Annotated in this window: 14 protein-coding genes; 11 read left to right on the forward strand and 3 right to left on the reverse strand. The window is 59.2% G+C overall.

Going from position 1 to position 15,362, the window contains the following annotated elements:
* Window positions 1-69: 69 nt before the first annotated feature.
* The 11 genes from nuoI (at window position 70) to KUW67_RS01030 (ending at window position 10,689) form a co-directional block, all read left to right on the forward strand.
* Window positions 70-564, forward strand: coding sequence for an NADH-quinone oxidoreductase subunit NuoI (gene nuoI / locus KUW67_RS00980; protein ID WP_224823399.1), 495 nt, complete (start codon window positions 70-72; stop codon window positions 562-564).
* Window positions 561-944: a carboxymuconolactone decarboxylase family protein gene (locus KUW67_RS00985; RefSeq protein ID WP_224823400.1), complete on the forward strand. Its 384-nt coding sequence runs from the start codon at window positions 561-563 to the stop codon at window positions 942-944. The genes nuoI and KUW67_RS00985 overlap by 4 nt, the downstream gene beginning before the upstream one ends.
* Window positions 941-1,351 carry a carboxymuconolactone decarboxylase family protein gene (locus KUW67_RS00990; protein WP_224823401.1) on the forward strand — a complete coding sequence of 137 codons (411 nt, stop codon included), beginning with the start codon at window positions 941-943 and terminating at the stop codon, window positions 1,349-1,351. The genes KUW67_RS00985 and KUW67_RS00990 overlap by 4 nt, the downstream gene beginning before the upstream one ends.
* The gene (locus KUW67_RS00995; RefSeq protein ID WP_224823402.1) at window positions 1,348-1,956 is read left to right on the forward strand and encodes an NADH-quinone oxidoreductase subunit J; all 609 of its coding nucleotides are present in this window, start codon (window positions 1,348-1,350) and stop codon (window positions 1,954-1,956) included. The genes KUW67_RS00990 and KUW67_RS00995 overlap by 4 nt, the downstream gene beginning before the upstream one ends.
* A gap of 46 nt (window positions 1,957-2,002) precedes the next feature.
* Window positions 2,003-2,308, forward strand: a complete 306-nt coding sequence (nuoK, locus tag KUW67_RS01000; protein WP_224823403.1) for an NADH-quinone oxidoreductase subunit NuoK — start codon at window positions 2,003-2,005, stop codon at window positions 2,306-2,308.
* A 116-nt stretch (window positions 2,309-2,424) separates the two neighbouring features.
* The gene (nuoL, locus tag KUW67_RS01005) at window positions 2,425-4,518 is read left to right on the forward strand and encodes an NADH-quinone oxidoreductase subunit L (protein WP_224823404.1); all 2,094 of its coding nucleotides are present in this window, start codon (window positions 2,425-2,427) and stop codon (window positions 4,516-4,518) included.
* Entirely contained in the window at window positions 4,518-6,059 is a 1,542-nt protein-coding gene (locus KUW67_RS01010) for an NADH-quinone oxidoreductase subunit M (protein WP_224823405.1), read from the forward strand. The genes nuoL and KUW67_RS01010 overlap by 1 nt, the downstream gene beginning before the upstream one ends.
* Window positions 6,060-6,071: 12 nt before the next feature.
* Window positions 6,072-7,508 (forward strand): NADH-quinone oxidoreductase subunit NuoN, encoded by a 1,437-nt coding sequence (nuoN, locus tag KUW67_RS01015; protein WP_224823406.1) that lies wholly within the window; start codon window positions 6,072-6,074, stop codon window positions 7,506-7,508.
* Window positions 7,498-8,247, forward strand: coding sequence for a biotin--[acetyl-CoA-carboxylase] ligase (locus KUW67_RS01020; RefSeq protein WP_224823407.1), 750 nt, complete (start codon window positions 7,498-7,500; stop codon window positions 8,245-8,247). Before nuoN ends, KUW67_RS01020 begins: the two co-directional genes overlap by 11 nt.
* A 1-nt stretch (window position 8,248) precedes the next feature.
* The gene (locus tag KUW67_RS01025; RefSeq protein WP_224823408.1) at window positions 8,249-9,022 is read left to right on the forward strand and encodes a type III pantothenate kinase; all 774 of its coding nucleotides are present in this window, start codon (window positions 8,249-8,251) and stop codon (window positions 9,020-9,022) included.
* The gene (locus KUW67_RS01030) at window positions 9,022-10,689 is read left to right on the forward strand and encodes a ribonuclease J (RefSeq protein WP_224823409.1); all 1,668 of its coding nucleotides are present in this window, start codon (window positions 9,022-9,024) and stop codon (window positions 10,687-10,689) included. Before KUW67_RS01025 ends, KUW67_RS01030 begins: the two co-directional genes overlap by 1 nt.
* A 162-nt stretch (window positions 10,690-10,851) precedes the next feature.
* Here the strand turns inward: KUW67_RS01030 and KUW67_RS01035 are convergent, their stop codons facing one another.
* The 3 genes from KUW67_RS01035 to KUW67_RS01045 all read right to left on the reverse strand — a co-directional run bounded on the left by KUW67_RS01035 (window position 10,852) and on the right by KUW67_RS01045 (window position 15,247).
* On the reverse strand, window positions 10,852-12,285 hold the full coding sequence (locus KUW67_RS01035) for a DEAD/DEAH box helicase (protein WP_224823410.1): 1,434 nt from the start codon (window positions 12,283-12,285) through the stop codon (window positions 10,852-10,854).
* Window positions 12,286-12,514: 229 nt separating this feature from the next.
* Window positions 12,515-14,122: a peptide chain release factor 3 gene (locus KUW67_RS01040; protein WP_224823411.1), complete on the reverse strand. Its 1,608-nt coding sequence runs from the start codon at window positions 14,120-14,122 to the stop codon at window positions 12,515-12,517.
* Window positions 14,123-14,239: 117 nt separating this feature from the next.
* On the reverse strand, window positions 14,240-15,247 hold the full coding sequence (locus KUW67_RS01045) for a Hint domain-containing protein (RefSeq protein ID WP_224823412.1): 1,008 nt from the start codon (window positions 15,245-15,247) through the stop codon (window positions 14,240-14,242).
* Window positions 15,248-15,362: the final 115 nt, after the last annotated feature.

The raw sequence follows: 15,362 nt of genomic DNA on the forward strand, positions 1-15,362 counted from the left end.
GGTCATGTTTGATTGCTCGCAGATTCAGAGTGGATCAGACGCTTCAGTCCCAGAAAAGGAGGCAGATGAATGACGCAGATCGACTATGGACGGGCCGCGAAATACTTTCTGCTGGCCGATTTCTTCAAAGGCATGAAACTGGGGCTGCGCTACTTCTTTGCGCCGAAAGCGACGCTGAACTATCCGCATGAAAAAGGGCCGATCAGCCCTCGGTTCCGGGGCGAGCATGTGTTGCGGCGCTATCCCAATGGCGAAGAGCGGTGCATTGCGTGCAAGCTGTGTGAAGCCGTCTGCCCTGCGCAGGCGATCACCATTGATGCCGAACCGCGCGAGGATGGCTCGCGCCGGACGACGCGCTATGACATCGACATGACCAAATGCATTTATTGCGGGTTCTGTCAGGAAGCCTGTCCGGTGGATGCCATCGTGGAAGGACCGAATTTCGAGTTCTCGACCGAAACCCGCGAAGAGCTGTTCTACGACAAGGAAAAACTGCTTGCGAACGGCGACCGCTGGGAAGCCGAGATTGCCCGCAACCTTGAGATTGACGCGCCTTACAGATGAGCTCTTCCGACGCATATGACCGCGGCAAGCCGATGGCTGAGGCCACCAACCCCGGCATCGAAGAGACGCTGGCGGCGCGCTATGACGCGTTGTTGCCCGGTTTTTCGAAGTCGCTGATCGAGGTGGCGTATGGGCATTACTACACCCGAGAGGGGCTGGATGCGAAGACGCGCTATCTGACGACGATTGCGGCGCTCACCGCGATGGGCGGGCAGACCGCGCCTCAGCTAAAAGTGCATATTCGCAATGCGTTAGGGTCCGGCGCGAGCCAGCGCGAGATTGCGGAGACGATCAATCAGATGGCTTTGTATGGCGGATTTCCGGCGATGGTAAACGCGCTGAACGCCGCCATCGAAGTGTTCGAGGAGGACGCCGCATGAGCGATCCAACCAACCCTTTTGCCGCGATGATGGTGCAGTCGCAAGAATGGCTCAAATCCATGAACCCCGCGTTGGAGCAGTTCACGCCGAAAGGCTTTGAGGCGCTGTTTCCGACCATGTCGAAAGACATGATGGAGACGTTCATGGGCAAGACTTTCAACCCCGAAGGTCTGGATGCAAAGACCCGGCTTTTGCTGACCTTGGCAGGCCTGACGATCATGGGGGCGCAAGCGGAATCGCAGGTGCGCATGACCGTGCGCCACGCGCTGGAAGCTGGTGCGACCAAGCAGGAAATCGCGGAAGCCATCGCCCTGATGGGCGCGTTCGGTGGCTTGCCTGCAATGACCAAAGCGATGGAATTGGCGACTGAGGTGACCGACGCCGCCGAGAAGGAGAGCGACACATGACCGTTCCGGTGATTGCCTTTTACTGCTTTGCGCTGGCGACTGTGACGGGGGGCCTGTTCACCGTCATCTCGCGCAACCCTGTGCATTCGGTGCTGTGGTTGATCCTTGCGTTTCTCAGCTCGGCGGGCCTGTTCGTGCTGCTGGGGGCCGAGTTCGTCGCGATGCTTTTGGTGATCGTTTATGTCGGCGCGGTGGCGGTGCTGTTCTTGTTCGTTGTCATGATGCTCGACGTGGATTTCGCCGAACTCAGGGCCGAGATGTCGAAATATGTCCCGGTGGCTTTGCTGATCGGCGTCGTGTTGATGATGCAGCTGGCGATTGCCTTTGGCGCATGGGGCTTTTCCAGCGGGTTTGAAGAACGTCTGGCGGCCAACACGCCCGATGACATCCATAATACCAAGGCGCTGGGGCTGCTGATTTACGATGAGTACATCCTTCTGTTCCAACTCGCGGGCCTGATCCTGCTGGTCGCGATGATCGGGGCGATTGTCCTGACCTTGCGCCACCGCAGCGACATCAAGCGCCAGGACGTGCTGGCGCAGATGTATCGCGATCCCGCCAAGGCGATGGAGCTGAAAGACGTGAAACCGGGGCAGGGGCTTTAGGCCGCCGCCGATACGACCCTGAAAGGGCGAGGGACGAAAGAGAACGATGATCGGACTTGAACACTATCTGACCGTGGCCGCGACGCTGTTCGTGATCGGCATTTTCGGTCTGTTCCTGAACCGCAAGAACGTCATCATCCTGTTGATGTCGATCGAGTTGATGCTGCTGGCCGTCAACATCAACCTTGTCGCGTTCTCCAGCTTTCTGGGTGATCTGGTGGGGCAGGTCTTCACGCTGTTCGTCCTGACCGTCGCCGCCGCCGAGGCCGCCATCGGCCTTGCCATCCTCGTCTGCTTCTTCCGCGCCCGTGGCACGATTGCGGTCGAAGACGTCAACAATATGAGAGGCTGAGGCGATGGAACCGATCATGTACATCGGGATAGCCATTGCGGTGGCTGCAGGCATAGGCGGCTTTTTCTACGCTTTGAGAAGCGACAAGACCACGACGGACAAGAAAGACTGACGCGATGGAAACGATTATCCTTTTCGCCCCGCTTGTCGGTGCTCTGATCTGCGGTTTCGGCTGGCGCATCCTTGGGGAAACGGCGGCCTGCTGGGTTGCGACCAGCCTTTTGTTTCTCGCGGCACTGCTGTCCTGGATCGTCTTTCTGGGCTTTGACGGCGAGACCCAGCGCATCGTCATTCTGCGCTGGATCGAAAGCGGTAGCCTGACGACCGATTGGGCGATCCGGCTGGACCGTCTGACGGCGATCATGCTGATCGTGATCAACACGGTCTCCGCGCTCGTGCACCTGTATTCGTTCGGCTACATGGCCCATGACGACCATTTCCGCGAAGGGGAAAGCTACCGCCCGCGTTTCTTCGCCTACCTGTCCTTCTTCACCTTCGCGATGCTGATGCTTGTCACCTCGGACAACCTTGTGCAGATGTTCTTTGGCTGGGAAGGCGTGGGCGTCGCCTCCTATCTGTTGATCGGGTTCTACTTCCGCAAAGAGAGCGCAGGCGCCGCCGCGATGAAGGCGTTTATCGTCAACCGTGTCGGTGATTTTGGCTTCGCGCTGGGCATCTTTGCGCTGTTCTATCTGACGGATAGCGTGAATTTCGATGTGATCTTTGCGTCGGGCGCAGAGCTGGCCGAGACGCAGGTTAGGTTCCTCTGGACGGAATGGAACGCGGTCGAACTGGTCGCGTTGCTGCTCTTTATCGGCGCGATGGGCAAGTCGGCGCAGCTCATTCTGCACACTTGGTTGCCGGACGCGATGGAAGGCCCGACGCCCGTGTCTGCGCTGATCCACGCGGCGACCATGGTCACCGCGGGTGTGTTCCTGGTGTGCCGTATGTCCCCGATCATGGAATATGCCGACACCGCAATGGCCTTTGTGACCGTGCTGGGTGCCACGACCGCGTTTTTCGCGGCCACTGTCGGTCTTGTGCAAAACGATATCAAACGCGTGATCGCGTATTCGACGTGCTCGCAGCTGGGCTACATGTTCGTGGCCGCAGGCGTTGGCGTTTATTCGGTCGCGATGTTCCACCTGTTCACCCACGCGTTCTTCAAGGCGATGCTGTTCCTTGGCGCAGGCTCGGTCATTCACGGGATGCACCACGAACAGGACATGCGGAACTATGGCGGCCTGCGCAAAAAGATGCCCTATACCTTCTGGGCCATGATGATCGGCACGCTGGCGATCACTGGGGTGGGCATACCGCTGACCTATTATGGCTTCGCAGGCTTCCTGTCGAAAGACGCCGTCATCGAAAGTGCGTTCGTCGGTTCGCAATATGCGTTCTGGCTGCTGGTTGTGGCGGCGCTATTTACCAGTTTCTATAGCTGGCGGCTGATGTTCATGACCTTCTACGGCACACCGCGCGGCGACAAGCATACCCATGAGCATGCCCATGAAAGCCCGATGATTATGGTCGCTCCGCTGGGGATTTTGGCGTTGGGTGCGATCTTTTCGGGCATGATCTGGTATGGCAGCTTCTTTGGCAAAACCAACGAGGTCGGCAAGTTTTTCGGGGTGCCGTACGAGGTGGCAGAACACCATGACGACGGGCATTCAGACGACGACCATGCAGACGATCACAGCGGTGAAAACGCCGAAGGTGATCACGGCGAGGCACATTACCAGCTGATCGGCGCGCCGGGCGAGGGGGCTATCTATACCGCCCCTGATAACAACGTGCTGAACGAGGCGCATGAGGTTCCCAAATGGGTCAAGGTCAGCCCGTTCATCGCGATGCTGATCGGTTTCCTGACGGCTTATCAGATGTATATCCGCCGCCCCGACTTGCCCCGCAAACTGGCCGAGAGCCAGTGGCCGCTTTACAACTTCTTGCTCAACAAATGGTATTTTGACGAGCTTTATAACGCGATCTTCGTGCAGCCTGCGAAAGGGCTGGGCAAGTTCCTGTGGAAGAAGGGCGACGGGGCCACGATTGACGGCGGCATCAACGGGCTGGCGATGGGCATTGTGCCCTTCCTGACCCGTCTCGCTGGCCGCGCGCAGTCGGGCTACATGTTCCACTATGTCTTCGCGATGGTGCTGGGGATCGTTGTCCTTATAACCTGGATGACGATGTTCGGAGGAGCCAACTAATGGACAACCTTCTCTCCATCGTCACCTTCCTGCCGCTGCTGGGCGCGATCATTCTCGCGCTCTTCCTGCGCGGCGATGACGAGGCCGCACAGCGCAACGCCAAATGGGTCGCGATGTGGGCGACCACGGCGACGTTCCTTTTTTCGCTCTTCATCCTGACCGGGTTTGACCCGCAGGATACTGGCTTTCAGTTCGTCGAAGAGCGCGACTGGCTGCTGGGTCTGCAATACAAGATGGGCGTCGACGGGATCAGCGTTTTGTTCGTGATGCTGACGACCTTCACCATGCCGCTGGTCATCGCGGCCAGCTGGCACGTCACCCATCGCGTCAAAGACTATATGATCGCGTTTCTCATCCTTGAGACGCTGATGATCGGCGTTTTCTGCGCACTGGATCTGGTGCTGTTCTATCTCTTCTTCGAGGCGGGCCTCATCCCGATGTTCCTGATCATCGGCATCTGGGGCGGGGCGAACCGCGTCTATGCCAGCTTCAAGTTCTTCCTCTATACCTTCCTCGGCTCTGTGCTGATGCTGGTTGCGATGGTCGCGATGTTCAGCGATGCGGGCACGACCGATATCCCGACGCTGATGGAGCATAATTTCGGCACCCAGACTTTCAGCCTGATGGGTATCCAGATCATCGGCGGTATGCAGACGTTGCTGTGGCTGGCCTTCTTCGCGTCCTTTGCGGTAAAAATGCCGATGTGGCCGGTGCACACATGGTTGCCGGATGCGCACGTGCAAGCGCCTACCGCAGGATCGGTCGTGCTGGCGGCGATCCTGCTGAAAATGGGTGGCTACGGCTTCCTGCGCTTCTCGTTGCCGATGTTCCCGGTGGCGTCCGACCTTATGGCTCCTCTGGTGCTGTGGATGTCGGCCATCGCCATCGTCTACACTTCGCTCGTCGCGATGGTGCAGGAGGATATGAAAAAGCTGATCGCCTACAGCTCGGTTGCGCATATGGGCTTCGTCACGATGGGTATCTTCGCCGCGAACCAGCAAGGCGTCGATGGCGCGATCTTCCAGATGCTCAGCCACGGCTTCATCTCGGGCGCGCTCTTCCTGTGTGTCGGCGTGATCTACGACCGCATGCACACGCGCGAGATTGACGCTTACGGCGGCCTTGTCGCGCGGATGCCCGCATACGCGCTGATCTTCATGCTGTTCACCATGGCCAATGTGGGCCTTCCCGGCACGTCCGGCTTCATCGGCGAATTCCTGACGCTGGTGGGCGTGTTCCAAGTGAATACGTGGGTCGCCGCGGTCGCCACCACGGGTGTCATCCTGTCAGCGGCCTATGCGCTGTGGCTCTACCGCCGCGTCGTCATGGGTGATCTGATCAAGGAAAGCCTGAAAACCATCACCGACATGACCCGCCGCGAGCGTGCGATCTTTGCGCCGCTCGTGATCATGACGATCCTGCTGGGCGTCTACCCGGCACTGGTCACCGATATTATCAGCCCATCCGTCGCGGCCCTCGTGGCGGATGTGGAAACCGCGCAGGCCGCCTTTGAGGCCGCCACGATGGTTGCCGAGAATTAAGGAAAAGACGCAATGATTTCCGCCGATATCTCTGTTGTCCTGCCCGAGCTTTTGCTCGCCGTCTTCGCGATGGGCGCGCTGCTGATCACGGTTTACACGTCCAAGGACAAGGCCGCGCCGATGGTGCTGTGGACCACATCCGTCGTGCTGCTCGCGACCGCGATCTGGATCGCGCTGTCGGGCGGCGGCACGCGCGTGGCCTTCGGCGGCATGTTTGTCGATGACGGCTTTGCACGCTTTGCCAAGGTCACGATTTTGCTCAGCGCGGCCGCTATCCTGCTGATGAGCCAGGAATATATGCTGAAACGGGATCTGCTGCGGTTCGAATATCCGATCCTTGTCACATTGGCCGTTGTAGGCATGATGATGATGGTCAGCGCAGGCGATCTGATGGCGCTTTACATGGGGCTGGAGCTGCAATCGCTGGCGCTTTACGTTGTCGCCTCGCTGCGCCGTGACAGTGTCAAATCGACCGAGGCTGGGCTGAAGTATTTTGTTCTCGGCGCGCTGTCCTCGGGGCTGCTGCTCTACGGGGCCTCGTTGACCTATGGCTACGCAGGCACGACGCTCTTCACCGGCATTGTAGAGGCTGCGTCCGAAGGCATCTCGCTGGGTCTGCTCTTTGGCCTTGTCTTCCTGATCGCGGGTCTGGCGTTCAAGGTTTCTGCCGCGCCATTTCACATGTGGACGCCGGACGTCTACGAAGGCTCCCCCACACCTGTAACAGCCTTTCTTGCCACCGCGCCCAAAGTGGCCGCCATGGCGCTTTTCGCGCGCGTTGTGCATGACGCGTTTTCGGGCGTGGTCAGCGATTGGCAACAGATCGTCGCGTTCCTGTCGGTCGTGTCGATGTTCCTTGGGGCCATCGCCGCCATCGGACAGCAGAATATCAAACGCCTGATGGCCTATTCGTCGATCGCGCATATGGGCTTTGCGCTGATGGGGCTGGCCGCAGGCACGGTCTTTGGCGTGCAGGCGATGCTGATCTATATGGCGATCTATGTGGCAATGAATATCGGCACGTTCGCTTTTATTCTGAGCATGGAAAAGGACGGGCAGCCCGTCACCGATATCGCCAGCCTGCAGATGTATTCCAAACGCGAGCCGCTCAAGGCGCTGGCCGTGCTGGTCCTGATGTTCTCCCTTGCCGGTGTCCCGCCTTTGGTCGGCTTCTTCGGCAAATTCTACGTATTGCGCGCGGCTTATGATGCGGGGCTTGGCTGGCTGGCCGTGGCTGGCGTCATCGCCTCGGTGATCGGCGCGTTCTACTACTTGCGCATCGTTTACTACATGTATTTCGGCGAGGACAAAGAGGGCTTGGACAGCGGCATGAACCCGGTGCTCTGGGGCTTCCTCATGGCCTCTGCGGGGGTGATGTTGCTGGGTGTTATCAACCTCTTCGGGGTCGAAGGCGTGGCAGCGGCAGCGGCGGCAACTCTTGTTAACTAACTGGCCCGAGGGCGTTGAGAAACGTGTGCTGGAGCGTGTCGATAGCACGCTCAGCGAGGCCGACCGTGTCGCGGGCACACTCTCTTCCCCCTGCTGGATCCTCGCGTTAGAGCAGACCGCTGCGCGGGGCAGGCGTGGGCGGCCCTGGTCGATGCCCAAGGGGAACTTCGCGGCGACCTATGTCATGCAGCCGGTTGAACAGCCCGAACAGGTGGCCTTGCGCAGCTTCGTGGCCTCGTTGGCACTGAATGACGCGTTTGTGGCAGCTACAGGCCGGGTCGAGAGCTTTGCGCTGAAATGGCCCAATGACGTGCTTCTCAACGGGGGCAAGGTTGCTGGCATCCTGCTGGAGCGCACGGGGATGGGCCATCTGTCTATCGGGATCGGCGTGAACCTTGCAGACGCGCCTGCAACGGCAGAGGTTGAACCGGGCGCGGTTGCTCCTGTCTCCTTGCAAGGAGAGACGGGCGTGCTGCTGACGCCAGAGTCGTTTCTGAACTTGCTCGCCCCGGCCTACGCCCATTGGGAAGCGCAATTCACCACCTACGGGTTCGAGCCGATCCGCACCGCATGGCTGGCCCGTGCCGCCCGTTTGGGCGAGGTGATCCGCGCCCGCACGGTCAGCGACGAATGGACCGGGACTTTCGAGACGGTGGACGAGACCGGCCAACTTGTTCTATTGACCGCGAAATCCCGTGTCGCGATCCCCGCGGCCGACGTTTTCTTTGAAGGGGCATAAGATGCTTCTCACCATCGACTGCGGCAACACCAACACCGTCTTCGCGATCTGGGACGGGTCCGAGTTTATCGCCACCTGGCGCGCCTCGACCGAGCATCAGCGCACGGCGGACCAGTATTATGTCTGGCTGCGCACCTTGATGGAGGCCGAAAACCTGATGGACGTGAAGATCACAGAAGTGATCATCTCGTCCACGGTGCCGCGCGTGGTCTTCAATCTGCGCGTCTTGTCGGACCGCTATTTCAACTGCCGCCCGTTGGTGGTTGGCAAGCCCGAATGCGCGCTGCCAGTAGAGCCGCGTGTGGACGAGGGAACCCAGGTGGGGCCGGACCGGTTGGTCAATACTGTTGCAGGATATGACTTGCATGGCGGTGATCTGATCATCGTAGATTTCGGCACTGCCACCACCTTTGACGTGGTCGATACCGACGGAGCTTATATCGGCGGCGCGATCGCGCCCGGCGTAAACCTGTCGCTTGAAGCGCTCCACCAAGCTGCTGCCGCCTTGCCCCATGTGGATGTGACGGTGCCTCAACGGGTGGTTGGGACCAACACGGTGGCTTGCATGCAATCAGGTGTCTTCTGGGGTTATGTCGGCCTTGTCGATGGCATCTGCAAAAAGATTAAGGACGAGCGAGACCGTCCGATGAAAGTTGTCTCGACCGGGGGGCTGGCCCCGTTGTTCCAGCAAAGGCAGGCCCTCTTTGATGTCTTTGAGGATGACCTGACGATGCACGGATTGACCGTGATACACGCGTTTAACAAGGAAAAGTAATGAGCATTGAAAGAGCAGTGTACCTCCCCCTCGGTGGCGCGGGGGAGATCGGGATGAATTGTTATGTCTACGGCTATGGGGCCGAAGGGCGCGAGCGGTTCATCGTTGTGGATCTGGGCGTGACCTTCCCGGATATGGACACGACACCTGGTGTCGATCTGATCCTGCCGGATGTCGCCTGGCTGGAAGAGCGCAAGGACCGCATTGACGGGGTGTTCATCACCCACGCCCATGAGGATCATGTCGGCGCAGTGGGCCATCTTTTTGGTCGCGTCGGCGCGCCAGTCTTTTGTCGCGCCTTCACCGCCAATATCGCGCGGCGTAAGCTGGATGAATACGGCGTCGGACCAGAGGCGGTAACGACGGTCAGCCCCTATCCCGAAACGGTCGAAGTGGGACCGTTCAAGGTGGCGTTCGTGCCAATCTCGCATTCGATACCCGAAAGCTCGGGCCTGGTGATCGACACACCAGACGGGCGCATCGTGCACACCGGCGATTTCAAGATCGACGAGACGCCCCTGGTGGGCGAAGCCTTTGATCGCGCGCTTTGGGAAGAAATTTCCAAGCCGGGTGTGAAAGCGCTGGTTTGTGACAGTACCAACGTCTTTTCCCGCAATGAAGGCCGGTCTGAGGCGACCGTTGGCCCAGAGATCACCAAATTGGTCGAAAGCGCCGAAGGTATGGTCGTGGCCACGACTTTCGCCTCCAACATCGCGCGCGTGAAAACGCTGGCCGAGGCTGGAGTCGCGGCAGGGCGTTCCGTCTGTCTGCTGGGCCGCGCCATGAGCCGGATGATCGAAGCCGCGGTAGAGACAGGCATCCTTACAGATTTCCCATCCCTGGTGACGCCCGAAGACGCCGTCAGCCTGCCGCGCCAGAACCTGATGCTGGTCGTGACCGGATCGCAAGGGGAAAGGCGCGCGGCCTCGGCCCAGCTGGCCCGCGGCAAATATCGCGGCATTACGATGAAAGAGGGGGATATGTTCCTCTTTTCCTCGAAAACCATCCCCGGCAACGAACGCGGCGTGATCTCGATCATCAACCAGTTCTCGGAAATGGGCGTCGATGTGGTCGATGACAGCTCAGGTCTTTATCACGTCTCGGGGCACGCCAACCGGCCCGATCTGGAAACGATGCACGACATCGTCAAACCGCAAATCCTGATCCCGATGCATGGCGAACATCGCCATTTGCGTGAACATGTGAAAATCGCGAAGTCCAAAGGCATGGCCGGTGTTGTCGCCGTCAACGGCATGATGGTCGATCTGGGTGGCAACGCTCCGTCGGTTTCCGAATACGTCGAAACGGGACGCACCTATCTGGACGGCTCGGTCCAGGTGGGTGCGCTGGACGGGATCGTGCGCGACCGGATGCGCATGGCTTTGAACGGCCATGTCATCGTAACAGTCATCATCGACGAAGAGGGGGAGCCGTTGGGCGAGCCATGGTGCGAGATCAAGGGTATCGCCGAGCAGGGCGCCTCGAACGCGCCGCTGGTCGATATTCTGGAAGAGGATCTCAGCCAATTTCTGCGACGCGCGGATGACCGGACGCTGGCCGATGATGACAAGCTGGAAGAACAGATGAAACGCATCGTGCGCCAAGCCACTCAGGCCGAGATCGGCAAGAAGGTCGAGGTCACCTCGGTCATTTCGCGCCTCAGCTAGGGCGGCACCCGTCGGAGCCTTCGGCGAGGATATTTGAAAAAAGCGAAGGGGCGCGCGCGTTAAGGTTAATGCGCTCTTAAACGCCAAAGACGAAAAGAAGAAGGGCCGGGTCTGTGATGAACCCGGCCCTTCTTTTGTCTTTAAATACCTGAAACCGAAGGCTTATCCAGAGTACCGCTCTTCAAAGCTCTTGGCGATGAAGGTGGGCATATGATCGCCCATCCCGACAACACGGGTATTGCCACCATCCTCTTTGCGGCCCCGGCCACGACCGCCCCGAGAGCGTTGCTCGCGTTCGGGCTTGGCGTCATCCTTGGTATCCGCTTGCACCGTTTCTTTTTCTTTCGGCGCATCGTCTTTGGGCTTGCGCGCGCGACGTTCGCGCTTGGGCTTCTCCTCGGATGCGTCCGCTTTTGGCGTATCTTCTGTCTTGTCGGATTTGCCACCGCCCAGCGGGTTCTCGATCCGCGGGATTTCCATCTTCACCAGACGTTCGATATCCGTGAAGTTTTTCTCGTCACGCGGCACGCAGATCATCATTGTCGTGCCTTTTTTGCCCGCGCGGCCCGTGCGCCCGATGCGGTGCACATAGTCTTCGGCATGGCTGGGCACATCATAGTTAAAGACGTGGCTCACATCTGGAATATCCAGACCCCGCGCGGCCACATCCGAGGCCACAAGGAACCGCAAGCTGCCATCGCGGAAGCCGTCCAGCGTCTCCATCCGTTTGGACTGGTCCAGATCGCCATGGATCGGGGCGGCATCCAGGCCGTATTTCTTCATGGATTTGGCGACCACATCCACATCGACCTTACGGTTGCAGAAGATGATTGCGTTCTTGCACTCTTTGCCTTCGTTTTCGATCAGCGTCCGCAGTAATTTGCGTTTTTCGGTCCCTTCGCGGTCCTTGCGGGAGGCTTTGAACATCACAACGCCCTGGCGAATATTCTCGGACGTGGTGGCCGCTCGGGCGACCTCGATTTTGGCAGGGGCGCTCAGGAAAGTATTCGTGATCCGCTCGATCTCGGGCGCCATGGTGGCCGAGAAAAAGAGCGTCTGGCGCGTGAATGGTGTGAGCGAGAAGATGCGTTCGATATCCGGGATGAACCCCATATCCAGCATCCGGTCGGCCTCGTCCACCACCATGATCTGCACGCCGGTCAGCAGCAGCTTGCCACGCTCGAAATGATCGAGCAGGCGACCGGGTGTGGCGATCAGCACATCAACGCCGCGATCAATCAAAGCATCCTGCTCTTTGAAGGACACACCGCCAATCAGCAGCGCTTTCGTGAGCTTCAGATGTTTGGTGTATGTGTCGAAGTTTTCTGCCACCTGAGCGGCCAGCTCACGTGTCGGTGCCAGCACGAGGCTGCGCGGCATCCGTGCGCGGGCGCGGCCTTTGGCCAGCATCGTGATCATCGGCAGCGTGAAGCTGGCGGTCTTGCCAGTGCCGGTTTGGGCGATGCCCAGAACGTCGCGCCCTTCGAGGGCTGGGGGGATGGCGCCTGCTTGAATCGGCGTTGGGGTGTCATAGCCCGCGTCTGCGATGGCTTTCAGGACCTTGGGGTCCAGGTTCAGATCGGTAAATTTTGTCATGCGTATCCGAGGTTTACGGACACGTCTGGCCCGTATCGATTAATGGGGGCAGGCCCGTATGGCCCGTGGTTATCCACAATGCGCCCGTCATGGGTGGCATTTACGCAATTCAAGCGGATTGGTCAATGAAACCTCTTGTGAACAGGCGGTTTCGTCACGGGCGCACGCCATTGTCAACATCTGCGCAACAGTGCGCTAAACCGGCTTGGACCGTTGCGGGGTTGGACCTTCAGATCATCATCTCTTTCGTCGCAGTTAACCTAACGTCAGGATAGTCGCGTTCGATGCGGTCAATATCCCATTGCAGCCGCGTCAGATAGACGACGTCGCCATCATGGTCATGGGCGATGTGCTGCTTGTTACTATTCACAAACTTATCCACAGCGTCCTTTTCGCCATTGACCCAACGGGCAGAGGTGAACTGGCTTTGATCAAACCGCACAGGGAGCCCATATTCCAACTCGATCCGGGAGGCCAGAACCTCGAACTGCAGCGCGCCGACGACACCGACGATAAAGCCCGATCCGATGGAGGGCTTGAAGACCTTCGCGGCCCCTTCCTCGGCAAACTGCATCAGCGCTTTTTCCAGATGCTTGGCTTTCATGGGATCGCCCGCGCGCACGCCTTGCAGCAGCTCCGGCGCAAAAGACGGGATGCCCGAGACGCGAAGCGCTTCACCTTCTGTCAGCGTATCCCCGATGCGGAGCTGGCCGTGGTTTGGAATGCCGATGATATCGCCCGCCCAAGCCTCTTCGGCCAATTCGCGGTCGGACGCCAGAAAGAGCACCGGGTTGCTGATCGCCATCGGCTTTTTACTGCGCACATGGGTCAGCTTCATGCCGCGTTTGAAATGGCCCGAGGCCATGCGCACAAACGCCACGCGGTCGCGGTGCTTGGGGTCCATATTGGCCTGCACTTTGAACACAAAGCCTGCGACTTTCGGCTCTTCCGGCGCAATTTCGCGCGGTTGGGCGCGCTGCACTTGCGGCTCTGGTCCGTAACTGGCGATGCCGTCCATCAGCTCCTTGACGCCGAACGAGTTGATCGCAGAGCCGAACCAGATCGGCGTCAGCGTGCCGTCCAACAGCGCTTGCGGGTCGAGCGGGGGGAGCAGCTCCTTCGCCATCTCGACTTCTTCGAGGAACTTTTCGAGCAAATCAGCAGGCACATGTTCGGCCAGTTTGGGATCATCCAGTCCGGTGATTTCGATACTGTCGGCGACCTTGTTGCGGTCGGCGCGGTCCATCAATTCCAGCCGGTCGCGCAGCAGATCATAGCATCCCAGAAAGTCGCGACCGACCCCGATGGGCCAGCTGGCAGGTGTCACGTCAATCGCAAGGTTTTCTTGGATTTCGTCAATAATCTCGAATGTATCGCGGCTTTCGCGGTCCATTTTGTTGCAAAAGGTCAAGATCGGCAGGTCACGCAGACGGCAAACTTCGAAAAGTTTCTGGGTCTGGCTCTCCACCCCCTTGGCCCCATCAATGACCATGATGGCCGCATCGACCGCCGTGAGCGTCCGATAGGTGTCTTCGGAGAAATCCGAGTGACCGGGCGTGTCGACAAGGTTGAACCGGAAATCGGCATAATCAAACGACATCGCAGACGCGGACACCGAAATCCCGCGGTCCTTCTCCATCTGCATGAAGTCCGAGCGCGTGCGCCGCGCTTCGCCTTTGGCGCGCACCTGACCGGCCATCTGAATGGCACCGCCATAGAGCAGGAACTTCTCGGTCAGGGTCGTCTTGCCCGCATCCGGGTGCGAGATGATCGCGAAGGTGCGACGGCGCGCAATTTCGGGCGGCAGATCGGGGCGATTTGTTGGTGTGTCTAACATGCGCAACCCTATAGGCGAGGCCGCGCAGGATGGGAAGCGGTGGAGCCTCCGGCGGGTATACTTTGAAAAAGCGAAGGGGGCGGGCGCAATTGTAGATAAAGTGTCGGGATGCGTGGATCAGCGTGTGGACGCGCGGCGCAGGGTTTCGGCGGCATCCTCGGAGAGCAGCTTTTCGGTCACTTCAAACTCCCGATGTGCGCTTTCGGAATGGGTGGGCAAGACGCGATCGAGCGCTTCGTCCAGCTTTTCAGGCAAGGCCGGGCGCGTATGGGGGTCGATCAGGAAGCTTTCGGCGGCAATGCCTTCGGCATAGATAATCTGGTGGCTGTCAAAGAGCAGTTGGAAGTAATCCACGAAGCCACCGTCTTGCTGGATGACGGTTGTGCCATTGACCAACAGCCGCGCTTTGACCAGCACTTCTGAGCGGCCGGCCCCCAGCGCGTCGTCGCGTTGATAGATGAAGAGGCGGTGATCGGGGCTGACGATCAGATCGCCCGCGTTGTTCAGCGTCCCGCTTTTGATGCAAATCGGTGCAAAGCTGCCCACGGCGCGCATCGTGCTTTGACCGATCCAGCGGATTTCCTGCGCGCCATCATCTCGGGTCAGGACACGGTCACCGATATGAAGCTCTTCGATGGGTTTTTGCGCACCCGAGGCCATCGTGATCATCGTGCCGCGGGTGAAGGAGACGCACGCCAGTTCGGACATGCGTTTGGCGCCAGCAGTCTCGTCGATCCCGACCAGCGTGTAGTCCAGATTGGGCTGCAACTGGGCGAGGGGGACGAGATAAATCTCGGCAATTTCGTTATTTTCGACCTCGACCAGAACGAGGATTTCGCAGGTCGAGCTATCGGTCGACATCAGCGTAATCGCGCAATCAATGGCCAGATCGGCGCCGGGCGTTCCAATTTCGGTGTCTTTGGCAACGGTGAAGCCGTCGCGCGCGGCGTCGAACGTAATCGCCAGCCGGTGCTGGCTGTCATCCTCGACAAGACCGTAGATGTCATCGTGTAGCAATTCGTCGGCGGTCATGATCGGATCGCCCTGGTTCACCCCGTTGGTCACGCGCACGGCAGAGTTGCGCAAAACCGGCACGCTTTGACTGGGGGTGACTTGCGCGCTCATAAACGAAAATCCTTTGTGACAAATCAACCGCGGCTATCAGAAAAGTAATGTAGAATTAGGGCAGCACCGCGTCAACGAGCGGGCGGTTTTAGGTCAATGTTGCTGATGGCCGTCG

Origin of the sequence: Cognatishimia sp. MH4019 (assembly GCF_020177595.1) — a bacterium.
Lineage (GTDB): Bacteria > Pseudomonadota > Alphaproteobacteria > Rhodobacterales > Rhodobacteraceae > JAHTBL01.

Bases quoted from the DNA above. Each gene is read 5' to 3' on its own strand.
- nuoK (WP_224823403.1), top strand. From the start codon at position 2,003: ATGATCGGACTTGAACACTATCTGACCGTGGCCGCGACGCTGTTCGTG.
- KUW67_RS01035 (WP_224823410.1), bottom strand. From the start codon at position 12,285: ATGACAAAATTTACCGATCTGAACCTGGACCCCAAGGTCCTGAAAGCC.
- KUW67_RS00995 (WP_224823402.1), top strand. From the start codon at position 1,348: ATGACCGTTCCGGTGATTGCCTTTTACTGCTTTGCGCTGGCGACTGTG.
- nuoN (WP_224823406.1), top strand. From the start codon at position 6,072: ATGATTTCCGCCGATATCTCTGTTGTCCTGCCCGAGCTTTTGCTCGCC.
- nuoL (WP_224823404.1), top strand. From the start codon at position 2,425: ATGGAAACGATTATCCTTTTCGCCCCGCTTGTCGGTGCTCTGATCTGC.
- KUW67_RS01025 (WP_224823408.1), top strand. From the start codon at position 8,249: ATGCTTCTCACCATCGACTGCGGCAACACCAACACCGTCTTCGCGATC.
- KUW67_RS01030 (WP_224823409.1), top strand. From the start codon at position 9,022: ATGAGCATTGAAAGAGCAGTGTACCTCCCCCTCGGTGGCGCGGGGGAG.
- KUW67_RS01045 (WP_224823412.1), bottom strand. From the start codon at position 15,247: ATGAGCGCGCAAGTCACCCCCAGTCAAAGCGTGCCGGTTTTGCGCAAC.
- KUW67_RS00990 (WP_224823401.1), top strand. From the start codon at position 941: ATGAGCGATCCAACCAACCCTTTTGCCGCGATGATGGTGCAGTCGCAA.
- KUW67_RS01040 (WP_224823411.1), bottom strand. From the start codon at position 14,122: ATGTTAGACACACCAACAAATCGCCCCGATCTGCCGCCCGAAATTGCG.
- nuoI (WP_224823399.1), top strand. From the start codon at position 70: ATGACGCAGATCGACTATGGACGGGCCGCGAAATACTTTCTGCTGGCC.
- KUW67_RS01010 (WP_224823405.1), top strand. From the start codon at position 4,518: ATGGACAACCTTCTCTCCATCGTCACCTTCCTGCCGCTGCTGGGCGCG.
- KUW67_RS00985 (WP_224823400.1), top strand. From the start codon at position 561: ATGAGCTCTTCCGACGCATATGACCGCGGCAAGCCGATGGCTGAGGCC.